At 68.4% G+C, this 22,721-nt stretch carries 18 protein-coding genes; 3 read left to right on the top strand and 15 right to left on the bottom strand.

Annotation, left to right across the window (positions count from 1 at the left end):
* Positions 1 to 155 precede the first annotated feature (155 nt).
* The 15 genes from BKA18_RS27925 to BKA18_RS27855 all read right to left on the bottom strand — a co-directional run bounded on the left by BKA18_RS27925 (position 156) and on the right by BKA18_RS27855 (position 18,014).
* On the bottom strand, positions 156 to 1,574 hold the full coding sequence (locus BKA18_RS27925) for a DUF6177 family protein (protein ID WP_366046532.1): 1,419 nt from the start codon (positions 1,572 to 1,574) through the stop codon (positions 156 to 158).
* An 85-nt stretch (positions 1,575 to 1,659) separates the two neighbouring features.
* Positions 1,660 to 5,634, bottom strand: coding sequence for a type VII secretion protein EccCa (gene eccCa, locus BKA18_RS27920; protein ID WP_366046531.1), 3,975 nt, complete (start codon positions 5,632 to 5,634; stop codon positions 1,660 to 1,662).
* Positions 5,635 to 5,670: 36 nt separating this feature from the next.
* Positions 5,671 to 6,912, bottom strand: coding sequence for a MinD/ParA family ATP-binding protein (locus BKA18_RS27915; RefSeq protein ID WP_366046530.1), 1,242 nt, complete (start codon positions 6,910 to 6,912; stop codon positions 5,671 to 5,673).
* 61 nt (positions 6,913 to 6,973) lie between these two features.
* Entirely contained in the window at positions 6,974 to 8,329 is a 1,356-nt protein-coding gene (eccD, locus tag BKA18_RS27910; RefSeq protein ID WP_366046529.1) for a type VII secretion integral membrane protein EccD, read from the bottom strand.
* Between the two features lie 174 nt (positions 8,330 to 8,503).
* Positions 8,504 to 8,782 (bottom strand): hypothetical protein, encoded by a 279-nt coding sequence (locus tag BKA18_RS27905; RefSeq protein ID WP_109893193.1) that lies wholly within the window; start codon positions 8,780 to 8,782, stop codon positions 8,504 to 8,506.
* A 270-nt stretch (positions 8,783 to 9,052) separates the two neighbouring features.
* On the bottom strand, positions 9,053 to 9,925 hold the full coding sequence (locus BKA18_RS27900) for an aldo/keto reductase (RefSeq protein WP_366046528.1): 873 nt from the start codon (positions 9,923 to 9,925) through the stop codon (positions 9,053 to 9,055).
* A 194-nt stretch (positions 9,926 to 10,119) separates the two neighbouring features.
* A complete protein-coding gene (locus BKA18_RS27895; RefSeq protein WP_366046527.1) occupies positions 10,120 to 11,472 on the bottom strand; it encodes a serine hydrolase domain-containing protein in 1,353 nt (450 codons plus the stop codon).
* The gene (locus tag BKA18_RS27890) at positions 11,469 to 12,392 is read right to left on the bottom strand and encodes an aKG-HExxH-type peptide beta-hydroxylase (protein ID WP_366046526.1); all 924 of its coding nucleotides are present in this window, start codon (positions 12,390 to 12,392) and stop codon (positions 11,469 to 11,471) included. Before BKA18_RS27890 ends, BKA18_RS27895 begins: the two co-directional genes overlap by 4 nt.
* Before the next feature lie 102 nt (positions 12,393 to 12,494).
* Positions 12,495 to 12,659, bottom strand: a complete 165-nt coding sequence (locus BKA18_RS27885; protein ID WP_351528704.1) for a hypothetical protein — start codon at positions 12,657 to 12,659, stop codon at positions 12,495 to 12,497.
* Between the two features lie 110 nt (positions 12,660 to 12,769).
* Positions 12,770 to 13,651, bottom strand: a complete 882-nt coding sequence (locus BKA18_RS27880; protein WP_366046525.1) for a protein kinase domain-containing protein — start codon at positions 13,649 to 13,651, stop codon at positions 12,770 to 12,772.
* Entirely contained in the window at positions 13,611 to 14,309 is a 699-nt protein-coding gene (locus BKA18_RS27875; RefSeq protein ID WP_366046524.1) for a nucleoside/nucleotide kinase family protein, read from the bottom strand. The genes BKA18_RS27880 and BKA18_RS27875 overlap by 41 nt, the downstream gene beginning before the upstream one ends.
* Entirely contained in the window at positions 14,306 to 15,037 is a 732-nt protein-coding gene (locus BKA18_RS27870; protein ID WP_366046523.1) for a hypothetical protein, read from the bottom strand. The genes BKA18_RS27875 and BKA18_RS27870 overlap by 4 nt, the downstream gene beginning before the upstream one ends.
* Positions 15,034 to 15,657 carry a hypothetical protein gene (locus BKA18_RS27865; RefSeq protein WP_366046522.1) on the bottom strand — a complete coding sequence of 208 codons (624 nt, stop codon included), beginning with the start codon at positions 15,655 to 15,657 and terminating at the stop codon, positions 15,034 to 15,036. The genes BKA18_RS27870 and BKA18_RS27865 overlap by 4 nt, the downstream gene beginning before the upstream one ends.
* On the bottom strand, positions 15,654 to 17,546 hold the full coding sequence (locus tag BKA18_RS27860; protein WP_366046521.1) for a radical SAM/SPASM domain-containing protein: 1,893 nt from the start codon (positions 17,544 to 17,546) through the stop codon (positions 15,654 to 15,656). Before BKA18_RS27860 ends, BKA18_RS27865 begins: the two co-directional genes overlap by 4 nt.
* A 33-nt stretch (positions 17,547 to 17,579) precedes the next feature.
* Complete coding sequence (locus BKA18_RS27855) at positions 17,580 to 18,014, bottom strand: NUDIX hydrolase (RefSeq protein ID WP_366046520.1); 435 nt, start codon at positions 18,012 to 18,014, stop codon at positions 17,580 to 17,582.
* Positions 18,015 to 18,611: 597 nt separating this feature from the next.
* On the opposite strand from BKA18_RS27855, the gene BKA18_RS27850 reads away from it, so the two are divergent.
* The 3 genes from BKA18_RS27850 to BKA18_RS27840 all read left to right on the top strand — a co-directional run bounded on the left by BKA18_RS27850 (position 18,612) and on the right by BKA18_RS27840 (position 22,569).
* The gene (locus BKA18_RS27850; protein WP_366046519.1) at positions 18,612 to 19,850 is read left to right on the top strand and encodes a helix-turn-helix domain-containing protein; all 1,239 of its coding nucleotides are present in this window, start codon (positions 18,612 to 18,614) and stop codon (positions 19,848 to 19,850) included.
* Between the two features lie 931 nt (positions 19,851 to 20,781).
* The gene (locus BKA18_RS27845) at positions 20,782 to 21,027 is read left to right on the top strand and encodes a DUF5999 family protein (RefSeq protein WP_366046518.1); all 246 of its coding nucleotides are present in this window, start codon (positions 20,782 to 20,784) and stop codon (positions 21,025 to 21,027) included.
* A gap of 513 nt (positions 21,028 to 21,540) precedes the next feature.
* Positions 21,541 to 22,569, top strand: coding sequence for an aminoglycoside phosphotransferase family protein (locus BKA18_RS27840; RefSeq protein WP_366046517.1), 1,029 nt, complete (start codon positions 21,541 to 21,543; stop codon positions 22,567 to 22,569).
* Positions 22,570 to 22,721 lie beyond the last annotated feature (152 nt).

Genomic DNA, 22,721 nt, shown 5'->3' with positions numbered 1-22,721 from the left:
TATCAACTGCGAAGTCATTGGTGCAATCCGCAATCCCGATGCTATGACCAAGGTCTGACAACGGCTCAAAACAGCCAGGAGCCCGCCCACCTACCCATGCCTGCAGCGTGCTTGGCAGCGAGGTCCACGCGCAGGTCCAGCTGGTCCAGGTGCTCTCACTCGCCTTTCAGATGCCGCATCAGGCGTTCGAAGTCCTGCCAGCCCGACAGGTCCAACGGGTCCCCAGGGAGCGGGTAGTACATCGCAGGGCGGGTCTTCGGACCGAGGGGGACAGGCGGCTGGGCCAGCGGCGTGTTCCGGGCGCGGTCGCTGGGCATCTCGCGGACCTCGTCCGCGCCGAGCACGAAGGCGAGTGGGACACCGGGGCCCTCGAAGCGGGGCGGCACGGCCAGGTCCCGGCGGGCTTTGCGGATCTGGACGAGCATCGACAGGAGGCGGTGGCGGGTGGCGAGCACCTCCGCGGCGCTGGGCAGGGCGTCCACCGGCGGCTTCTCATCGGGGCCGTAGCCGAACATCAGCGTGACGTACTCCTCCACGCCTGCCTTCGTACGGCTGACGCGCACCGTCGCCAGGCCCGGCCGGTCCGGGCTGCCGACCACCACGAACCAGGTCGGATCGGGCGCTCGCTCGTAGGCGAGGTCGGTCATCTGGCGCGGCGACCAAGGGAGGTTGGCGGGCTCCGCAGTTCCCCATCCAGCTGGAGGCTCGCCGGTGAGTTCGCGCCAAATCGACTCCAGCGCACCGCCGAGGACCAGACGCTCGTCCGCGGGGTAGATCGTGCGGAACGTAATGGCCAGCTGCTGCTCGCCGGTGTCCGTGACCTCCTGGTAGGAGGCGGCTACCGGGGTGCGGGGGTCGTCAGCGGTCGCGTCGGCTACCGCCACCGGTTGGAACATGCCTTCGTGCCAGCGCAGGACGGCTCCGGACTGTCCGTCGTAGTAGCCGTCCCGCTCGTCGCGCACCACCCAGCGGGAGGGCCAGTTGCTCAGGCTGTGGCGTACGGCCGGGGAGAGCGTGGTTCCTGGCGGCGTGACGACCTGGAGGCCCAGCTCTGCGCCGGCGGCTGTCTGGAACGCATCCTGGAGCCAGGCCGTCATGCCTACCACCGGGCGGTCCTGGATGACGACGGCGACCTTGTCGGTAAGGACGTCAACAGCGGGCTGCGCGGCGGCGGGCGTGGGTGCAACGCTCAGCCCATCGGTCTTCACCACGGCCAGGGACTGCGCGGCTTCAGGCGGCCAGGCCGAGCCATCGGTCAAAGCGGCCAGCCGGGCCGCGAAGGTGCCCGCGAGCCGCTCGGCTTCTTCCACACCGGTGGTCGCGCGGGCCTCTGTCCACCAGTACGGCACCGGTGGCGGGGTGGCACCGAGCAGCCGCTCGGCCTCGCCGGCGACCTGCACGAGCAGCGGTGCCTCGACGGAGACAAGGGGGCGTCCCTCTTCGTCGCACAGTCGCACGACGGCGCCCTCGCCCGCCGTATCCACGAGCTTGTCGGGGCCTCCGGAGAGCAGCCCTGCGAGCATGGCCCACGGGTCGGGCATGCGCTGGGTGAGGGCGATGACGTCCTTGGTCATGTGGTCGTCCGGTCCTTCATCGTCGTTCGTGGCAGGGATGCCGTATGTCTCGTGGTCTGCGCGGGCGGCAAGGCTCTCTTGTATGTCACGCGGGGGAGTACACGGTCTGGATCAGGCGATTGGGCTGGCCCCTGCGGATCAGGACACCGCGGCCCGGCGGCTGCCAAGAGGCGTAGACGCCGGGGAACAGCTGGCCTTCACCGCGGTCCCCTGCCATGAGGAGCGCGGAGGATCCCGACTCGCGCAGGCCCTGCACCAGGGGCTCGTAGATGCCGCGTGAGGCGCCTGCGACGCGGCGGGTGAGGACGAAGTGGAGGCCGATGTCGACCGCGGAGGGGATGTACGGCAGGAAGGGAGCCAGTGGTTCCTGGCCGGCGGTGGTCAGGATGTCGTAGTCGTCGACCAGGACCACGATCCGCGGTCCGCCGCCCCAGCTGCCCGGTTCCAGGTCCTCAAGACGCGCGCTGTCATCAGGCAGCCGCTTGTCCAGTTCGGTGGCGATACCGGCGGCGAGGCCCGCGCACAGCTTGGCGTTGTACGCGTAGCCGCCATTGAACTCCTCGGGGATCGTGCCGCGCAGACTGCGCCGCGGGTCCATGACCGCGAAGACCAGCTCGTCCTCGCTGAAGCGCTCGATGAGCCCGGAGGCGATGGTCTTCAGAAGATTCGTCTTGCCGCACTCGCTGTCGCCCATGACCAGCAGGTGCTGGTCACGCTGGAACAGGTCGAGCAGAACGGGTTCGAGCGCCGTCTGGTCCACGCCGATGGGTACCCGCTGGGGTTCGGCGACCGGGCCCGGCAGGAGGCGAGGCTCCAAGAGGTGCGGCAGCACCCGCACCGGCTGGGCAACCTCGCCGCTCCAGGTAGCCCGGATCGTCCGGGCCGCACGCTCCAGAACCGCGCCCAGGTCCGCGGTATCGGCGAGTGAGTCCGTACGGGGCAGCGCGACCTGCGCGAAGAGCTTGCCGGCGGTCAGAACGCGGCCGGGCTCGTCGGGCGAAAGGGTCACTGCCAGCTTGCTGTCGATGCTGGACTCGCTGGGGTCGTTCAGCCGCAGCTCGACGCGGGTGCCGAAGTTCGACTGGACGGCGATGCGGACGTCGTTCCAGCGGAGCATGCCCGCCACGACGTGGATGCCGTAACCGCCGCCGCGTTGAAGGATGTCGGCGACGTCGTCGTCCACTTCCTCGAAGTCGTCGCGCAGCGCACCGAAGCCGTCGATGACGAGCACGATCTCGGCGGAGGCCAGCTGGGGCAGCCGACCTGCCGCGTGCAGGTCGCGCAACTGATCGACGGAGTCGATGCCATGCTCGCGGAAGAGATCCTCCCTGGCCGCCAGCATGTTCCGTACCTCGTCGACGGTGCGCGCCACCCGCTCACGGTCGACGCGACCCGCGATACCCCCGACGTGCGGCAGGCTCGACAGGGCCGCCAGGCCGCCGCCGACCAGGTCGAGGCCGTAGATGCCGACCTCCTGCGGAGTGTGGGTCAGCGCCAGCGAAAGGACGAGGGTGCGCAGGAGGGTGGTCTTGCCGGACTGCGGGCCGCCGATGACGGCGGCGTGGCCGCCCGCCACCGTCAGGTCCAAGTACCACTGGCCCTGCCACTGCCTGCCCGGATCATCGAGCAAACCGAGCGGCACCTCAAGCGGCCCGCGGCGGCCCGCGAGCTGCATACCGCGCGTGCCGACGTCCAGCGGTCCGGCGACCGTGTCCAGGGTGATCGCGTCGGGCAGCGGAGGCAGCCAGATGCGGCGCACTGTACCAGTGGCGTTCGCCAGTTGCTCGACCACGACGCCCAGCTCGGTCGGCCCCATCTCGCGGCGCCGCACCGTCGGCTCCTGCGCGTCCGAATCCTCGGCGGAGGAGAGGGTGTTGAAGGTGTCGTAGGGAAGGGCGAGGGGGCCGCTGTCCTCGTCGTCCGGGCGTTGGACTGGGCCGCGGTAGGCGCCCGAGACGTAGCTCGCCTTGAAACGGTCGTAGTGGCTGGTGTCGACCTTGAGGTAGCCGAATCCCGGCAGCGGCGGCAGGTGGAAGGCGTCCGCGGTGTCCAGAACCGTACGGGACTCGTCGGCGGAGAAGGTCCGCAGGCCGAGCCGGTAGGAGAGGTAGGTGTCCAGGCCCTTGAGATGACCGCCCTCGATGCGCTGGCTGGACAGCAGCAGGTGCACGCCGATCGAGCGGCCGATGCGGCCTATGGACAGGAACAGGTCGATGAAGTCCGGCTTGGCGGTGAGGAGTTCGCCGAATTCGTCAATGACGACGAACAGGTGCGGCAGAGCCTCCAGATCGGGCCGACGACCGGCGCGCAGCGCGGCGTAGTCACCGATGTCGGCGACGTTGCCCGCGTCCTTGAGGACCTGCTGGCGGCGCTTGACCTCGCCGGCGAGCGAGGCGTGGACGCGCTCGACCAGGCCGGCCTGGTTCTCCAGGTTGGTGATGACACCGGCGACGTGCGGCAGATCCGCGAACGGCGCGAAGGTCGCGCCACCCTTGTAGTCGACCAGGACCAGCGCGAGGTCCTCAGGCGGGTGGGTGGCCGCCAGGGCGAGGACGATGGTGCGCAGGAGTTCCGACTTCCCGGAGCCGGTGGCGCCGACGCACAGACCGTGCGGGCCCATACCGAGCTCGGAGGACTCCTTCAGGTCCAACAGCACCGGTTCGTGGGAGTCGTTGATGCCGATGGGTACGCGCAGGAAGGCACGTTCGCCGCGCGGCGCCCACAGGTGTGAGAGGTTGAGTTGCGCCACGTCGTCGACGCCGAGCAGCTCGGCGAAGTCGACGGGCCCGGTCAGGGGGGCGTCGGTGAGCGATTCGGCGGAAAGGCGCAACGGTGCCAGCATCCGGGCCAGGCCCTCGGCGAACGGGATACTGTCCTCGTCCACGGTGCCGTGGGCGCTGACCGGCTCCTGTGCGCGCAGGTCCTCGATGATCACCTGGTCGCCCTTAACGGTCATCCGCACGCCCACATGCCCCGGTTCCTGGACCCGCTGCTCCAGCAGATGCAGGACGGTGACGCCCATCTCCCGCAGGCCAACCGCCTCGTCGGGACGCGGCAGGTCGACGGCGTCCTGGCCGTGGCCGTCGGCGACGACCAGTAGCCGGGACGTCATGGACAGGGCGTCGTTGTCCGACAGGCCGCGCCGCACTTCGGCCGCATAGGAGGCGCGGCGACGCAGTTCGGGGCCGAGCTGCCGGGCGAGCTGGGGGACGGAGGGGGCGATACGGCGAGCGGCGACCGGGCCGTCGTACTGCTCGGCATCGAGCAGATGCGGCATCCACTTGGCCCACGCCCAATCGTCGAGCCGATCCCCGGGCACGGCCAGCGCCATGGCCACGTCATCCGGAGCATGCAGGGCAGCGGCCTGGACAAGCAGGGCACGAGCCACGCGCAGACAGTCCTCGCGCGGGCCGATGACGCTGACGTTGCCGACGCGGTCGAGCGGGACGGTGAGCGGGAGTTCGGTGCCGGTCCGGAAGCGGGCCATCAGCGCCGACGCCTCGTTGAGCATGAAGCGGTCGGGCGGGGTGAGGACGGACGAACCCTGCTGAGCTATCTGCAGATCGCGTACGGGCATCTCGCCGGTGCCGGCACGCACGCGCAGGAAGTCGCCGTCGACGCGGCGGCGCTCCCACAGGCGAGCCGGATCGCGCACGATGTCGTAGAGGGCGGGCGGCGGCGGGTTGAGGACATCGGCGCTTTCGCGCCTCTGGCGCTCCTCGGCTGAGAGCTCTTCGCGCAGATCCTCCAGGTAGGCGAGATATGCCTCGCGCTGGGTACGCCGGGTGCGCTGTGCCTTGCCACGCTGCGAGAAGACCAGCGCGACCGAGCCGATGACAGTGACGACGAGAATGATCGCGCCCAGCCCGGCGAACTGACTGTTGCGCACGACCGTCATCATCACCACGGACGACATGACGCCAGCGACAGGCAGCAGCGACATCGCAATGTTGCCTGCCTTGCCCTCGGGGAGGTTGGGCGGTGCCTCGATGATGCGCGCCTCGGAGGCGGCCGGGGGGCGGGTGGTTCTGGCCGGGCGGTGTATCAGTCGGGTACTCATCGTCGTCCGTCATTCACGATCGGGCTCGGCATCTGGTCAGTGACGCTGCTGGGAGAGGGAAAGCTGGAAGACGTCCGCGGCGAGGCGGGCGGCGGCTTCCCTGGTCGGTTGAGCCAGCAACTCGGTATGGACCGGGCCACCGGCTGCCAAGTGCCGGTCGTACGGCAGAACCTGGACGCTTACCCCAGTGGACCTGAGCCTCTGGGCGGCCTCGTCGAGGTCGACTCCCGAGCGGGGCACCAATTCGGTGAGCACGACGACCGTGCCGGCGATCACATGCCGGGGCAGCCCCTGCATCCACTGGAGCACCGAGAACGTACTGGTGATGCCTTCCGGTGTGGCGGGTGTGGTCAGAACACGGCCATGGGCGGCGGCGAGCGCGACCCGGGCGACTTCGGCGGGCAGCGTCTCGCAGTCGATGACCATCACCCCGAAGTAGCGGCGCAGCGCGACCACGGCCCGCTCATACGCCCGGCTGTCCAGCATCACACCGATCTGCCCCTGGCTCGCAGGCAGCAGCCAGGAGTTGTTGGGGAGCTGGACGAGATAGCCGGTGACGTCGAGCAGCGACATGTCCGGCTTGACGATGTCCGCGATATCGCTGGTCGTCCAGCGCAGCGACTCGGCGCCGAGCCGCACCGGCAGCGAGCCGAGCGCCGGATCGGCCTCCAGGAAGAGGACCGGGTCATGCCGGTAGTGCGCGTACGTGGTGCCCAGCAGCGCGGCCACAGTCGACTTGCCGGACCCGCCCCGGATGGAGGTGACGGCGATCTGTCGGCCGGTCGTCACGGGTTGCTGGAGCACCGCGGCGGTGCGGGTGACCTCGGCGACCTCGCGCGCGGCCGACGAGGAGAGCATACGGCGCAGGGCGCGTGCGGCACGCGCGGCGAAGGACTCACCGTGCTGCGGCTTGGGGCGCATCACGCCGGCCAGCCCGTCGTTCACCACGGGCCGGGAGCCGGGGACCCTGTGGGGTTGAGGGCCCGGAGTATAAGCGGCCGGTGCTTGCTGCTCCTGTCCCCGGTTCTGGTAGCTGGTCTGCTGCGGCAAGCCGCCTTGGTGGCCCGCCGGCTGCTCCTGCTCCTGGTACGGGTAGCCGACCTGCCCAGGCACACCACCGCCATGAGCGGCGGCCGGCGCTTGGGCGCTCTGCACGGGAAGGCCCGGGCCCGGTGCGGAAGCGCGGTACGTCTGTCCGCCGGAGTCCTGTGCACCCTGCTGGGCGCCGCCTCTCAGGTCGCGCAGCACATCGCCCTGCCAGCCGTCTCCGTTCGGCATGCCTACCTTTCGCCCCCAACCTGCTGCCCCGCCCGGAGCACCGGCACATCGACTCAGACTGTCAGAACTGGTTGAGCAGCTGCCCATACACACCGAACACACCAAAGGCGAGCGGAAAGAGCCCCACCATGCCAACGGACTCGACCAGATCGCCCATGCGCCGCAGCCGCACCTGCACATGCTCGGGCACCTGCACCGCCAACACGACCAGCGGCAATACCGCAGCCACGCACAGCACAGCGAGCGGCCCCACACCCCCTGCATGCTCCATCCACACCAGCACCAGGCGCACCACAAGGCACGACCCGGCAGCAAAGAGCGCAACAACCTCAGCGACCAGCGGGAACGCTCGCGCCCTCGACACCAGCACCACGACAACGAGCGCTGCCAGCACCACGGTCCATACGGTCGGCTTCTCGGCCAGCGTAAGCAGCCAGCCCGCGGCGGCTGCCGAAATCGCAGTGACGAGCGTCGAGAGGGCAAGGCCGCGATGCGTCGCCGCCAGTGCCGTACCCACCTGATGACGGCTGACAGAGACACCGCCCGAGCGGCGGTCATCGAGCGCGGTGAGCCCCGACGCCATCAGCGCCAGCCGCGGCAGCACACCGAGCACCACCAAAGAGAAGACAGCCATGACGGCGCCCAGCCGGGCCGGCTCACCCTGAACAGCGGCAACCGCCTCCCACACAAGGGCGATCGCGGCAGTGGTCACCGCACCAACCAGCCCACCCTTGCCCAGCGGAGAGAAGTGACCAAGGAACACAAGCGTCACGACCAGCGCACACGCCACGGCAGCGAGCCGCGCGGTACCCGGCCAGCCGAACGCATCGGCAGCCGTCCACGCAGTGAGAACACCAAGCCCGCCAGCAGCGAGTAGGAGCGCGGTCGCCAGTCCCCGGTTTCCCCGTCCGAGCTTCGCGACGAGCGCACCGGCCGCCAGGAGCACAGGCGATACAGCTGACAGAGCACCCACCAGGGTGCCAAGCGGGAACTCACGACGGGCGAGCAGCGCGGCGATCACCGCGAAGGCGACAGTCGCCACACCCGCAATGGCCCGGCGCGCAGCCGGACGCCAGCGCCAAGACCGCAGATCGAGGTCATCAGCTACCTGATCGGTGACGTCGTGCACAACGGGAGCCGGCGGCGCAGAATGCGTCGTCACCAGCCGGAGCACGGCGCCGTCGGCTACCCCTGCCGATGCCAGCGTGCTGTCGTACGGCAGTACAGAGCCGTCGGACGTCATCAACTGCCGAGCTATCGGCCGCGATGCGGGTCGATCGCCCAGCAACGGCAGCACATCCGGGATCAGCTGCCCTATCGGCGTATCGGAGAGCAGAACGACATCGGCCCGGCGTCGCTCGCCGACCAACGTCACTCGGCTCAGTTGCGCCCGGGAACTCGCTGCTCTGCTCACCACTTACCGAAACCTATCATCGCGGCGTTGACGAACCCTCGGGCCAAACTGCACATGCCCGTGCTGCTGACGTCCATTCCGACTCCGACCTCAGGGAACCCTTCTCCCGCCCCGGGGAGCTCTTCGACCATTTCCCAGGAACGCTGCAAACTCTGTCCGAATCTAATCTGTGGACCTCTAGGGTTTCGCCGATCGCGTCGGCTGCTCGTACGGCTGCACCTGCCGCTGCTGCTTCTCCTGCTCAGCCTTCTGCTGCCCCAGCGTGTGCTGAAGGAAGGACCACCCCACACACCCCGCGCACAGAACAGCCGTGATCGCGATCCCGGCGAACACCTTCCCCAGCCGCTCGTCTGCCGTGCGCCGCACTCGCTGCGCGCCGAACAACAGGGCATCCCTCATCCTGCGGCGGCGTACTGCCACTGACTCCAGCAGCTGACTGTCGTAATCCCGCGCCATTTCCTCGTCCGTCGCCTCAGTCGTCCGTTGTCTCAAGTCATTGTCGGTGCCCCTCGGCCATCGACGGTCACGCGCCCACCGTCAATTTGAGGCACTCCGCGCGCCGGCACCCTTCCGCGTCAGCCGACGCGCTGTCGGCTCGTCGGGCACCATCGTCCGCCCCCTTTCGGACTGTGTGCGAGATCTGATTGGGCGATACCCATGTAGTCGTCTTCCAGACGGAAGACGACTCCCTCACCAATGCCAGACCTACTGATGCCGTGCTGGTGGTCAGACTGCGGCGGCCAGGGCGTCGCACTCGTCGTCGGTGAGGGTGATGCGGGCCGCCTGGGTGTTTTCCTCCAGGTGGGCCGTCTGGGAGGTGCCGGGGATGGGGAGCATGACCGGAGAACGGTGCAGTAGCCAGGCGAGGGCGAGCTGGGAGGGGCTGGCGCCGTGCTGTTTGGCGGCAGCGTCGAGCGCGCCACCGGAGCGGGCGAGCTCGCCGGTGGCCAGGGGGAACCATGGAATGAAGGCGATGTTCTCGCGCTCGGCGTACTTAAGGACGTCTTCGGCGCTGCGGTTGGCGAGGTTGTAGAGGTTCTGCACGGCAGCGATGTCCGCAAGCGTGCGGGCCTCCTTGAGCTGTTGGACGGTCACTTCGGAAACGCCGATGTGGCGGACTTTGCCTTCCTGCTGGAGCAGCACGAGCTCGCCCAGCTGGTCGGCGAGCGGCACCTGCTTGTCGATGCGGTGCAGCTGGTAGAGGTCGATGCGTTCGACGCCGAGGTGGCGCAGGCTCAGCTCGGTCTGCTGGCGCAGGTACTCGGGCCGGCCTACGGGGCGCCAGTCGTCGGGGCCGGAGCGGGTCAGCCCGCCCTTGGTGGCGATGAGTAGGTCGTCGGGGTAGGGGTGCAGAGCCTCGCGGATGAGTCGCTCGCTGACGAAGGGGCCGTAGGAGTCGGCCGTGTCGATGAAATTGATGCCCAGCTCGACAGCACGGCGCAGCACCCGTATCGCTTCTGCCGGGTCCTTGGGCTCGCCCCAGGTGCCGGGGCCGGTGAGCTGCATAGCGCCGTAGCCGAGGCGGTTGATAGTCAGGTCCCCGCCGAGGGCGAAGGCGCCGGAGGCGTCTGCGTGGCGGGAAGTGTTCTGGTGACTCATGTGGCCCATTTCTTTCACTTAGGAACTGTGTAGAAGCTGCGCGTCGGAACCACGGGACAGTCAGGCTGGAGCCCCGGAGCCCGGCTGCCGTCCTGCTACGGGGGTATGCGTCGCCTGGCGACAGGGGGCGGAAGGATGGGCGTGATCGTGGGCGAACGTGCGGCTGGTTGTCGACCGTTGTGGTCGGAAGTTGGTCAGCCCGGGTGTCGTCGGTAGTGCAGTCCGGGTGCACGGTCGAGATCGAGAACGAAGCCGTCCGGCGAGGGCACGCATTCGTCTGCGGGCGAGGTGGTGAGCGTGTAGCCGTCCGCGGTGTACGTCGCGGGCCCGCTGCGGGTGAGATAGTCGCGGGTTCCCCGACGCCATAGGTACAGCGACCCCTCGCTGCGGGTCAGACGGACGGTGCCGGGTACGTCCTCGCAGGCGTACGTGCCAAGGGGCACATGCGGCGCGTCGAGATTGGGGCGGTTCACCGGTGCGGGCGGTGGCTTAGGACGCTGCTGAAGGGATCGGCGCAGGACTTCGCCCGGGTCGGCTTCGGGGTGGTGGTCGAGGTCGGCGAGGACTGTGGCGGCGACGTGGTCGGCAGCGATCCCGGTGTGGTTGGACAGGCAAATGACGCGGAGCCCTGAGCTGGTGAGGTGGGCGGTTGCGGAGAACCCCTGTTCGTGGCCGTGGTGAAAGACGGCAGTGCGCCGGGGACGGGTATCGGCGTACAGGCCGGCTCCGTAGGTCAAGCGGCGGTGGTCGCTGGGCACGTAGCTGATGTGCTGCCCGAACGGGAGGGCGACGCTGGCGGGGGCCTGCCACTCGCGCCACAGGTGGTCGAGCCAGCGGTCCAGGTCGGTGGCGGTGCACCAGAGCGAGCCGGGGCCGGGCAAGGTGACCGGGGCCTGCTGGTGGAGCCAGCCGTCGACGGTAAGTCGGTAGGTGGAGGCGGCGCCGGGGATGACCTCGCGCGGATCGCTTTTGAAACGGGCGGAGGTCATCCCGAGCGGGGTGAAGACCTGCCCGTCGGCGACTTCTTGGAGCCCGGCGGCGCCGTGGACGTGCTTGAGCACCTCGCCGAGGAGGAGGTAGCCAGTGTTGCTGTACAGGAAGCTGCCGGGCTCGACGGCGCGGTGGTGCTGGCGGTAGGCGAGTTGCAGCAGGTCGTCTGCGGTGTAGTGGTCGAGGTCGCGGAAGCCGGCCAGGGACAGCAGGGATTCGGCGTCGCGGATCCCGCCCCGGTGCTGGATGAGGTCGCCGACGGTCACGCCTGCGATGCGGAAGCGCGGCAGGATGTCGCCGACCGGCTGGCCTAGGTGGAGGAGACCGTTCCGCGCTGCGTGCACACACAGGTATGCGGTGATCTGCTTGGCAACAGAGCCGACGTTGAAGGCGGTGTTCTCCCCGATGGGCGCACTGAGTTCGAGGTTGGCCGCTCCGATGGACGCCTGTACCGGGCGTTGGCCAACGGGGTGGATGCGCAGGATGAGGCCGGGCTCGTGCGCTCGGTCGGTGGGGCTGGTAGCCGGTGAAGTGGTGGGAGCGTCGGTGTGGTTCACAGGCTGAGGGCCTCGTGATGGACGGCGTGCAGACGCTGGCGTAGGCCGGCGTCAGGGATGAGGGCGAGCACGCGTGCGTGGTCGTCGGTGGTCGGGGCGAGCAGGCCGCGCTGCTGGTCCAAGTAGGCGGTCAGGAACTGATGCAGGGCACCGGTGGTCTGGGACAAGACGCGGGCGGTGTAGATCATGGTGAGGGGGAAGGCCCAACAGGCGTGGAGGAATCCGAAGGCGGGGCGCATCGTCTTCTTCCACGGGGAGTAGAACTGTGCTTCGTCACTGATCTTGCTGGTGGTGGCGGCGAGGGCGTCGTTGAGCCAGTTGTGGCCGGATTCGTGAATGAGGTCGCGGGCCAGGACGACGGGCTCGTCGACGTGGTCGCTGAAGACGGTGCCGGGTAGGCGGGTGATGGTCCAGCTATCGAGTGTGTCGCCGAGCTGCTTGTGCCGGAGCAGGACCAAGACGACGGCATGGGCGGCGAGCAGGGTGCCGAATCCCGTTTGGGCACCGGTGTTGTATGCGGTGGTGGCCAGTTCGCGCAGGTCCTTCCGCGCGGCGGTGGTGTCGGGGCCCAGCACGTAGTAGGGGGTCTCGGAAAACGCCGAACGGGGCAGGCGGTCCAGGTCGGGGTTGATCACGATGCGCGGGCCGACGGCGGTGGAGGTGGACAGCGTCGCCGTGTTCGCGTCGGGGTGGGCGCCGTACCAGTCGAAGATGGTGGTGTCGCGGGCGCGGGCGGCCGCCTCGGCGCCTTCGAGGACATGGTGGGCCAGGCAGTAGTCGGCTGCGGCCGTCACCGAGGCCGCGGCGGTGTCGGCCGAATGCGGGGAGTTGGGCTGGACGACGGCGTGGATCCGCCGGGTGCGGTCGCGGTGCAGGCTCTGGATGGGGGCATACGAGAAGGCGGTGGTGGGCGCGTCCACGAGGCGGGTCCTTCCGTCGGGGCTGGGCCTGGGGCCGGACCGTGGTGGTCCGACCCCAGGAGATGCTCACCGGCGGCCTGCCGCCGGTGTGGTGCGCGGCGGTCAGGCGGCGTCAGTGCCCGTGGCAGCGTCGGTGGTTGCCGGGACCTCGGTCGTAGGCCAGCCCTCGGCGGAGACGCTGGAGGTGTGGGCAGTGGTGCGTACGGTCTTGTCGTCGCTGCGGAGGTCGTCCACGGCGGCGAGGAAGTCGCTGATCCGGTCGTTCATGAGTGTGCTCGTCCTTTCCTGAAAGGGGTGTTGGGGCCGTGCACCTTTGGAGCCGGGGGCGAGGCGGCGAACGTGCGGTGTTCACTGCGGTATCCCTCCGAGGGCGTGGTTCAGTGGCCGGGCTTGGCCAGCGAAGCGGCTGCCTGAGACAAGGCGTCGCGGAGTTCGCTCATCGCGGGTCGGTGCTGTGGAGCGGGAGCCAGGGCCGCGGAGATCACCGGTTGGAGGCCGGCGGGGGCAGTGTCGAGGCGCGAGTGGCCATGCCGGGGGATGTCCGCGCAGAGGAAGCGGTAGATCAGGACTGCAAGGCTGAAGGCGTCGGCGGCCGGGGTGGCGCGGTCGTAGGAGGTTGCGTACTCCGGGGGCCAGTGGACTTCGGGGCCGCGGGCGGCAGGTCCGCGGGGGATGTCGGCGAGGCCGGCCGCGCCGAGGTCGGTGATCAGCCCGCGGCCGTCGTGGATGAGGATGTTCTCCTGGTAGACGTCGCGGTGCACGATGCCGCGCTCGTGCAGGCCCCGCAGTCCCTCGGCGACGTCAGCCAAGATGCCCAGCCCGGCCACCGCCCGGTCGTGGTCACCGGCCGTGGCCAGGAAGGGCCGGAAGTTGCCGCCAGAGCAGAAGGGCATGGTGTACCAGTCGAAGCGGTCAGTGCTGCCCTCCTCCAGCAACGGCACTATGTGCTCGGCATCTGCGGCGGCGCGGGCGACGGCGATCTCGTGGCGGAAGTCCTCGCGGGTCAGGGCACGCTCGGCTTCGGTCATTTCCGCGTACCAGTAGAAGCCGTAGGCGGCTTTGCGGCTGTCCTCGTCCAGCTCGGACAGGACGTGGTTGCTGCCGAAGCCGGCCTTGAGGACCACCGGGGACGCGCCGCCGCGGCTGACGAGCACCAGGGTGCTGGCGCGGGTGAAAGAGAGCAGACCGTGCACGTGCCACCCGATGTCACGGAGCTGATCAAGGACCCAGACGGCGGGGTGAAGGGGGTGCAGGTGCATGGGGCGGCTCCTCTAATATTCGCGCCATACGCGGGGCGGCTGCACGCAGCTGGTCCAGGCAGGCGGCGGTCAGCAGGTCGAGGTCGGGCTCGGCGGTGCACGGGTGCCGCAGCACGGGCAGCCCGGTCGTCTCGGTCCAGGCGGTGGCGGCCTGCTCGTACAGGTCGGCGAGCCGAGCGGCGGTCGGCGGGGCCTCACCGAAGCGGCGCGAGGTGGCCCGTTGGGAGAGCCGGGCATGGCACAGCTCGGGCTCGGTGGTCAGCAGGACGGTCAGCTCTGCCCGCACGGGCGTCACCTCGGCCAAATTCCGGACGTAGTCGGCGACGGGACGGTCGTGGAGCAGGGCGAGCAGGCAGGCGGTCGACAGGGTGAGCCGGTCGGCGACCACGGGGCCCAGGGACAGGGCGGGGGCGAGGTTGTGGCAGGCGTGGAGTTCCAGGTCGCGGCGGGCGGCCGACAGCGCCTGCTCGCCACTCGGCGCGGGGCGGCCGGCCCGCAGACCGGTGAGGGTGCGCGTGGCCTCAAGCGACAGCCAGGCGAACTGGCCGATGTGTCCGAGGCGGATGTCCTCGGGCATGGCCGCGGACAAGAGCCGGTCGCGCAGTGTGCTCTTCCCGGCTCCGGCGATTCCCTCCAGGGCCAGCAGCATGCGGCTCACCCCTCGTGCTTCTCGGCGATCAGCCAGCTGATGAACTTCGCGACCCGGCCGCGGGCCACTGGCTCGGTGCCGTGGGTGAGCTGGGATCCGTACAGCAGGGCGGTGCCCGGGGCAGCGCTCACGCTCCATCGGGTGCGGGGCATCTGCCGGAACCAGTCGGCGGAATGGTCCGCCCCGTCGTGGGCTAGCCACATGCCGTCCGCGTAGCCGTGGTCTGCGGCCTGGTCGAGGCGGGTGTCCCACAGGCGGTCGCTGGAGGAGCTCTCGACGTAGAAGGCGCCGCCGGCCTCCGCTTCGCTGATCACGACGCTGATTCCGGCGATCTGCCTCGGCCAGGCGATCGGGTCGGGGGAGATGCCGTCGAGGTGGCCGGTTATGTGCTGGCCGGGGCCATATTCGACGTACGTCCACGGTCGGCATGCGGTGATCGACGGCATGACGCGGGACAGGGCGGGGCGGGCACGGTCGAAGGCGTGCTGCAGAACCTGTTCGGCCTCGGCCGGGATCTGCGGTACCTCCACCCGTCCGGCCGGCTCGTACACCGTCATCGCCTGCTCGTGGGAGTGGCCGGGGATCTCGTGGATCGAGGTGGTCCGTTCTTCACCGAAGCGAGCGCGGGCGTCCCTGGAGAGGAAGTTATTCATCGCAGTGACCAACCGGGTCTGCTCCTCGGAGCCGAGGAATCCCTCGATGCTGCCGACCGCGACGGTTTCGGCGATGTGGATCACGAGCCGGTCCTCCTAGATTCGAGCACGCGGCAGACGTCGTCCAGGCCGGTGCAGTGGTTGAGCCAACTGGTCACGGGGTGGCGGGTGGTGGCTGTCGGTTCGGCCCACAAAGCCAGCAGTTCGCCGGTCAGCGGCAGCTCCTCGGTGCCCGGGAGTGCCTCCGGCACTGCGACCTGATCCAACGCCGGGCAGTGGGCCGCGTGCTGGGTGGCGAAAACCCGCCCGAGACGGGCTGCCGCCGCCTGTCCGCAGTTGCGCAGGAGACTTTCGGTGGGATCGGCCTGCCGGTAGCTGTGGCACTCGGTCTGTGCCCATCCGGCCGCGACCGCTGTGGCTGCAGAGGCGACGCGGCACGTGGCGCAGCAGGCACCGGTGGCCTTCGGGCACGGCCGGTGATGTGCCGGGAGGGTGGCCGCCACCTCGACGAGGGACCCCCAGGCGGAGTCCGGCAGCAGCTCACCGACGGACAGTTGGCCCGGGGCGGTGGCGTGGTTGCAGCACGCCGGGCCCGGCGCGGACGGCGTGCTGCGTCGGAGCTCGGGTTCGATGAACAGGGCGTGGAAGTACACGATCCGCCCAAGTAACTGGTGGATCGTCAGCGCGTCCGAGGCACTGCTCACGCCGATATCTCCTCGGAGGAGGGAGCGGCGGGTTGCGGCATCGGACAGGAACAGCAGCGGCCAGCTGGGGCCTCGCCGCGCAGCGCATCCGCGACAGCCTCGGTGGCCGACTCCACGGCGTCGAAGTACGCCGGCCAGTCATGGCCTGGGGCCAGTCGCAGTGCCAGGTCGAGCACGTGGGTCGTCTGGTTCGTGGCCTCGCAGGTCAGCTCCGCGCGCCCGACGGTCACCTGCACCGCGGCGGGCAGGGCGGGGGCAGCCGAGGTGACCGCGCGGCACAGGGCAGCGGCACCCTGGGCGTACTCGGCTCGGTTGCGCGGGAGGATGCCGACTCTGCGTTCGGCGGGCTCCAGGTCAAGGCCGGTGTAGGGATGCCCCTGGCAGCTGTCGTAGGTAACGAGTCCCCACTTCCGGGTGACGGCGTCGACCAGGGGCCGCACCCCGGGCTCGATCGCGTCGCGCCACTGGGGGTGGGCCGGGTCGAGGTCGTCGGCCTCGTGGATGCCGGGCAAACCCACAGTGTTGATGTTGCCGTGCGCACTGGTGTGCAGCCGCACAGGCGTCCTGGCCGCGTCGGCGCGGTCCCAGCGGGCGAGGAAGGCAGCAACGTCGCGCATGCTGTTCGGGGTGCGGGGGCGCCAGCGCATGGTGCGGCACCAGGTGCCCTCCGGGTAGGCGGGTTGGGCGAGGATCGCGGCGATGCCGTCAATCATCCGCATCCGGTAGTCGCAGTAGGCGTCCTGGCACCCAGCTTGGTCATGGCGCCAGCGGGTGGCCACACAGCCGCCGCCGCACGCGGACCGGTAGGCGCAGGTAGTGCACCGCTCCATCAGGCCCTTGCCCTGGTTCAGCAGCGGCAGCTGTCGCTGCCCGGCAATGACAACGTCCTGGTCGGGCACCTGGTCAAGACGGCCGATCTGGGCTTGGGGCCAGGGCAGTTCGTCGCAGCTGCCGAGGCGCCCGTCCGGGTAGAACGTGAAGACATGGTCGCACTTGAGGTTGGAGAAGTGGCAGAAGCCGGTGTCCAAGCCGCGCAGCCGCCGAATGGTGGAGACAGCTGGTTCCAGCTTCAGGCGGGCGAAATACCCGGCGTCGATCCACCGGATCGTGGCGGCAAGCACGAACTCGGCGTACTCGGCTGGACTGATCGCCCACGCGGGGCCACCATGGCCGCGCACGGCAGCGCGCTGGAGTTGTCGGCTTTCCGGAATGCGCAGCCCTGGGGTGGCGGTGGGACGCTGGACGGAGGTGTCGAAGCAGGGCACGAAGCTGACGGCGTTGACCGCCTCGAAGCTGGCGACGTGGTCCAGGACCGCTTCGGCGCGTCCGAGCACGGCCGGGGTGACCGCGGCGATGACTCCAGTCTTCCGGCCGCGATCGGCCAGCAGCCGCAGGGCGGCGGCGACGCGGGGGTAGACCGGCTGGCCGTCGTAGCCGACCCGCCAGGCGTTGCCCGCCGCGTCCCCGTCCAGAGAGATGCCGATCTCAAGGCCCGGGTACAGGGCATCGAAGAGGTCCAGCCACTGCTCGTCCAGCAGCACGCCGTTGGTCTGCATCGAGACGCGGACCACTCTGGGCTGGCCGGCCAGTTCGCGCAGGACCTCGGCGATGTGGTCGCGGCCGGCGGTCAGCGGTTCACCGCCGTGAAGCTCCACGGCGAGCGGACGCCCCTGGAAGAGCTCTGCGAGCCGGCGAACTTGGCTAGCGTCGATCCGGGCTCCTCCCGGGGCCTCCTTGCGTTTCTCATAGCAGTACAGGCAGTCGATGTCGCAGGTCTCACCGCGTAACTTCAAGATCACTGATACGGCGCTGTCGGTATCCTCGGCGTCCAAGCCGCGATACATCTGGGCGATCGGATCATGCTCGTGCTGTTCGGTGGTGCGGTGCATCGGCTGCCTCCCGGGGCCGTGACCGGACAGGGATCAGTCGTACAGGCGTCCCAGGAGCGCGCCCTGGCCGGACTGGAGGATGTGGGCGGCCTCCAGCGGAATCCAGAAGCACTCGAAGTGCGTGGGCTCCTGCTCCCCGTCGTGGTCCTCCTGGCTCATCCACCGCTCCGGAGTGGGCTCAGTCAGCTCCAGGTGGAAGACGTGACGGCGCTGGAGTTCGAACCGATACGGGCTGATGTCGTACTCGGCCTCGCCGAGCTTCCGCACAATCTTGAAGTCCTTCAGGCCGGTCTCCTCGCGGGCCTCCCGCAGCGCCGCCGCATCCGGCGTCTCGCCCTCACGGATGCTGCCGGCCGGAACCTGGATCCCGACCTCCTCGTAGCTGTATTCGGTGTGCCGGAACACCAGCAGCTTTCCGTCGCGCACGACGTAACACAGCACCTTCTCCTTGGTGACCTTCTCGGGCACGGGAACACCCCTCATTCATTCATCGGAACCGGGCGCCCACCCGGCGGGGCCCTCGGCCGGGGCCAGGGCGTGAAGCGGCGTGCACCCCTGGTGGCGCACGCCCTACGCCGGGCAAACGACCTCGAGTCTAGGCCGGGTGACCAGGCGTCACGACAGCGTGAATAGCGTCGAACTAGCTTGCGGAATCGGCGAGATGGGGCGGTGCAGGTGTGTGCGTCCGTGGCGGGCCTGCATCGCCTCTTCTCGCTGGCGCCCACGGCGGTGCGGCACCGAGTGCAAGCAGATACTTCCACAGCGTGATCAGCGTTCGCGGACAAACTGTCCGCACTTTTTCTTGCGGTGGCCCTTGACGGCAGGGGCCCGGGTGCCCCTCGTCGGCGCCAAATGATGTCGCGATTGCAGGCATAAGTGCCATTTCTCAATCCCCCCGCAAGGCGTGGGATCACCAAGTAGGGAAGTGTCAGCCCCACCAGGCGATCTTGGTCTAGCCGTCCTGTGCCACCAGCCCCGTTAACAGTTGGCGACGGCAGTCGCGCGGAACTGGAATGTCCGTACTCTGAAGCGAGTGCGCCTCATCGCGAAGGGACCGATCCACCGATGAATGAAAACCTGATGCTGGGCGACCGCCTCCGCGTCGCCCGCAGGACACGGAAGCTGTCCACGGCTCAACTGGCGCGGAAAGCCTCTGTCTCGCCGAGCTACATCCAGAAGTTGGAATCCGGGGCGCGAAAAGCGCCGCCATCGCTCGTCCTGGCGCTGTCCAAAGCGCTGCGCTTCGGGACTGAGGTCCTTACGGGGCAGCCGTACTACGGCGATCCGGAGGCCGAAGATGGCGTTCACGCAGTGATCCCCGAGCTGCGACGGATCATGCTTTGCTATGACACACCTGATGACATCGAGGCTGCGCCGCGCTCACTCGCGGTGCTGACTTCCGAGGTCGATCAGGTGGCGGCATTGCGGCGCGACGCCCGCTACGCACCGATGGGCCCACTGCTCCCACCGGTTATCACGGAACTCACCCACATAGCGCTGGGGGGCCGTAACGGTGACCGGGCGCAGGCTTTCTTGCATCTCGCCCGTGCCTACCGTGCCGTGAACTCACTGGCCCACAAGATGGGGCATCACGACCTTTCCAACACCGCGCTAGAGCGGGTCCGTTGGGCTGCACAGCACTCCGGCGATCCGCTGATGCAGATCACATCCGGCTACTTGGTGGCCGGCGCGATGCTGCGGCAGGGCGCGTATTCATCGGCTCGGCGTAAGCTGCTGACCTTGCGGGACGAGCTTGAGCGACTCCAGCCGGAGCGCTCCTTCACGAACGACGCTCTCGCGGTCGACGGTGCACTGCTGCTGAAGCTGGCCGTGCTGGAAGCTCGGGAGAACAATCCGGGACGCGCGGACTCGTATCTGCGGGAGGCGGAAGACGTGGCCCGAATGGCTGGCAACCGCGACTCCCTCGCCTACGAGATGTCGTTTGGTCCAACGAACATTCGCATCCACGAGGTTCACTCCATGATCGACCTGGGTGACACTGAGCAAGCGTTGGCACGACTGACCGAGTGGTCCCCTGTGGCTGGTGGGGAGTGGGCTCCTCCGTCGACCACGGTGGGCGAGCGGTCGAGCCACCACTTCATCGACGTGGCCTCCGCGAAGCTTGGCGTGGGCGATCGTGCTGGTGCATTCGATGACCTCAAGCGTGCCCGCAAGGTCGCCCCCAACCACGCACGTTTCCACCCGTCCGTTCGCGAGACCGTCGCAGCTCTTCTGCGGCAGGATGCGCACCCCTCCAACGAGCTCTCGGCGTTCGGCAGTTGGGCTGGCTTTACCACAACGTGAGCCCTTGTCAAGGGCGTTCGCGTGACCAGACTGCGCACAGTCTGTCCGCGCACTGCATCCACAAAGTGAAATGGTCTCCTCAGTGCAGAATGCTGAGGAGACCATTTCATGTCCGCCACAAATCGTGCAGCACCCATAGTGCCGCCCCGGTGGATGCCCATCGGCAACGAGCCCGAACTATGCTCCGCTGGTGAATGGTGGGATGCCATTCGCGCGACGGAGGCTATCGGGCGGCGAGCAATTGACATTCTTCGTGCGGAGTCAGTACCGATCGGAGCTGTGATTTTTCAGCCTGATGGCCCTGAGCCGCGTCTCTACTTTCTCGTTCCCGCCGGTGTCGCTGCGCGCTGGGACGAACCCGAAACTGTCCCGCTTGGGCACAAGTGCCATGTAGTTGTTCCGCCGGCCAGCGCATCGGCTCCCCCTGGCTTGCACTGGCACGTACTTCCCGCAAGCGTCCGAGGCTTGACCGATCCTGAAGGGCTGCGCAAAGCGCTCGGTAAGGCTCGGAGAGAGCGAAAAGGCCCTTCACAAGGCCCTTCGGAACAATCGGCTCCCAGATAGAACTGCGCATCTCCGCGCTTCTTCGGCTTGGGCCCATCCGGCATTGACCCTCAATGGGTCCGCGAAGGCTGTTCCTGCGTTCGGGCAGCGTGCCGTTCGGACTCTGCTCGCGAGAACATTCCTCGCTTCGAGCATCGCAAAACGCGTGGTGAGCCTCACGAGCTTGATCGAAACATCAGCCTGTGGGGTAGCGACGGGGATTTACGAGAAGGTCTCTGAGATTTCGCCTATCGCCGAGAGCATCTTTGTGAGGTGTTTCGGTAATTCCCGGCGTTGCGCGGCCAATTCACCGATGAGGTAGCCCTCGGGTTCCCGCACGGAAATCTGGAAATGCATCGAAGGAATCGCGAGAGAGGAATCATCTCAGATGTGCCTGCACCAGCCGCTCTGTCCAGATCCCAACGCGTCTGACTGCGAGGCCGCACGTCCAGTCGCTCAGCACCCGGAACAAGGGTGGTCGCTCCTGTGTAACGGCGTCCTGCTCCTAAACGACACAGGGGCAATTCGCCCCGACGGGAGCAGTATCGCTCCGCAACGCACCGGCTATTGCAACCCGAGGTCGCGGTGCACAGTCTCCTCCGGCCGTCGGCACCCCACCGGATCGAGGGCGTGACGTGTGATGTCTTCGACCACCGTTGTGTGGCCATCGTCGACCACTGGAGTCAGAACGACATATCCCTGGTGGCACCAACTCGACGAGCAACCACATCCTGCCCCGCTGCCAGGCCGGGAATGGGCAGCGCTTTCCGTTCGCCCCGTGCTTGGACTTGCAGCCCTTGAGGCGCTCATTGCGGCCGGTGTTGACGTAGGTCCGGTTCTCGTGTGCTTGCAGCACCGCTGGTTGCACATTCCGGTGGAGCCGGAGGCCGCACGGAGCTTTTTGGGTGAACGCCTAGGCGTGAAGGGGCGATGTCTGTCCTGCCCCTACGACAGCCAGCGCTTGCAGCGGGGCGGGTGTCCCACCTTTCGTCTGTGGCTCCTTCCGCAAGATCCAACCGTTCTGACTGACTTCCGGGCTCTTGCTGAGCGGCTGGACGCAATGCGTGCGACGAGAGCAGGGCCCGTATCCGCCGTTGCCTGAGCGCTCCGTTCACTGCCGTTCAATTTGATGTTTCGAGGAGTCTTCATGAGCCGCCTCCAGGGCAACCCGGACGGATATCCGTGCCACGCGCCAAAAGTGCAGGTCGATCACGCGCGCACAGATGTGGATAGGAGCGCCAGTCGGCCTGTCGGCACGGAGACGGGCGGCACGACTGGGAGTTACGCCAGCGAGCGGCAGATGAGCATTCCGGGCTGCGTGCTCGATTGGGCCTCGTGTGTGCTCGGCGTCATCACGGGCGTGCTGAGCGCCTCACGGGGCCGCACGAACTCCAAGGTGTGGGAGCTGACCTGTGCGGACGGCACGCGGTTTTTCCTGAAGGTTGCGTCGACGAAAGCCTCCTACGACCGCGAAGTCCACGCTTACAGATTCGCGGTACCTGCTCTCGGTCCCGGCCGTGCTCCACGGCTCCAAGCGGCGAATCCCCGTGAGCTGGCGATGCTCCTGACCGCAGTGCCCGGTGAGACAGTGGCACCAGCCGTGCTCGATATGAACGACCTCATCCGGGTGCACCGACAAGCGGGCTACCTGCTGCGTGAACTTCATGACACGCTGGTCGCCCCCCGAGCCTCGGTGGATGTGCTGGCAGAGGTACGTGCACGGACGGCATCCGCGGGCCAGGGCGTAGCTGCGGCCGGTGCCCTCCTCTCGCATGCCGAGCAGAAGATGGTGCTTCGCCTGGTCAGGGAGCTGCCCCAGCTGGAGGCGTGCCCTATGGCATTCGTCCATGGTGACGCGCGGGAACTCAACTTCTTGTGGGATGGGCCCAGCGGGTGCGCTGCTCTGCTCGATTTCGGGCAGGCGCGGACTGCGGTGGCCGTCGACGATTTCGTGCATCTGGCTGTCGGCCCGTGGACGCAATCGCCGCGGCTTCGGCGAATGCTTTTCAGCGGATATGGGCGTGAGCTGACGGGTCCGGAGCGAAAGGTGCTGCCGGCTCTGGCCGCGATGGATGCTGTCGACGGCCTGCTCCAGGGCGACCGTTGCCGTGATCCCGATGTCACTGAACGTGCCCGCACCACCTTGAAGTTGCTGGCGGACGGAGTGCGCTGGTGAGCGTGACTAGCGCAGCCTCCCGTCGCATCCCTGACCCGCGCCAGCCCTGGCAGCCCCCGCAGCGCCCTGAGGAATCCGCGATCGCGCTTCCCCGAGCCCGCCAGGGCGGATTGGCAGCCGCTTGTGGTCGCCGGAGCGTGCTGGTGGTCTGT

This window comes from Streptomyces auratus (assembly GCF_050433025.1).
In the GTDB taxonomy this organism is placed as follows: Bacteria; Actinomycetota; Actinomycetes; order Streptomycetales; family Streptomycetaceae; genus Streptomyces; species Streptomyces sioyaensis.
Note: the sequence above shows the minus strand (reverse complement) of the source record. Positions and strands in the feature narration are given on the sequence as shown.

Excerpts from the sequence above, each read along its gene's own strand:
- BKA18_RS27925 (WP_366046532.1), bottom strand. The coding sequence starts at position 1,574 with ATGACCAAGGACGTCATCGCCCTCACCCAGCGCATGCCCGACCCGTGG.
- BKA18_RS27860 (WP_366046521.1), bottom strand. The coding sequence starts at position 17,546 with ATGCACCGCACCACCGAACAGCACGAGCATGATCCGATCGCCCAGATG.
- BKA18_RS27845 (WP_366046518.1), top strand. The coding sequence starts at position 20,782 with ATGTGCCTGCACCAGCCGCTCTGTCCAGATCCCAACGCGTCTGACTGC.
- BKA18_RS27885 (WP_351528704.1), bottom strand. The coding sequence starts at position 12,659 with ATGAACGACCGGATCAGCGACTTCCTCGCCGCCGTGGACGACCTCCGC.
- eccCa (WP_366046531.1), bottom strand. The coding sequence starts at position 5,634 with ATGAGTACCCGACTGATACACCGCCCGGCCAGAACCACCCGCCCCCCG.
- BKA18_RS27915 (WP_366046530.1), bottom strand. The coding sequence starts at position 6,912 with ATGCCGAACGGAGACGGCTGGCAGGGCGATGTGCTGCGCGACCTGAGA.
- BKA18_RS27840 (WP_366046517.1), top strand. The coding sequence starts at position 21,541 with ATGAGCCGCCTCCAGGGCAACCCGGACGGATATCCGTGCCACGCGCCA.
- BKA18_RS27850 (WP_366046519.1), top strand. The coding sequence starts at position 18,612 with ATGAATGAAAACCTGATGCTGGGCGACCGCCTCCGCGTCGCCCGCAGG.
- BKA18_RS27900 (WP_366046528.1), bottom strand. The coding sequence starts at position 9,925 with ATGAGTCACCAGAACACTTCCCGCCACGCAGACGCCTCCGGCGCCTTC.
- BKA18_RS27905 (WP_109893193.1), bottom strand. The coding sequence starts at position 8,782 with ATGGCGCGGGATTACGACAGTCAGCTGCTGGAGTCAGTGGCAGTACGC.
- BKA18_RS27880 (WP_366046525.1), bottom strand. The coding sequence starts at position 13,651 with ATGCACCTGCACCCCCTTCACCCCGCCGTCTGGGTCCTTGATCAGCTC.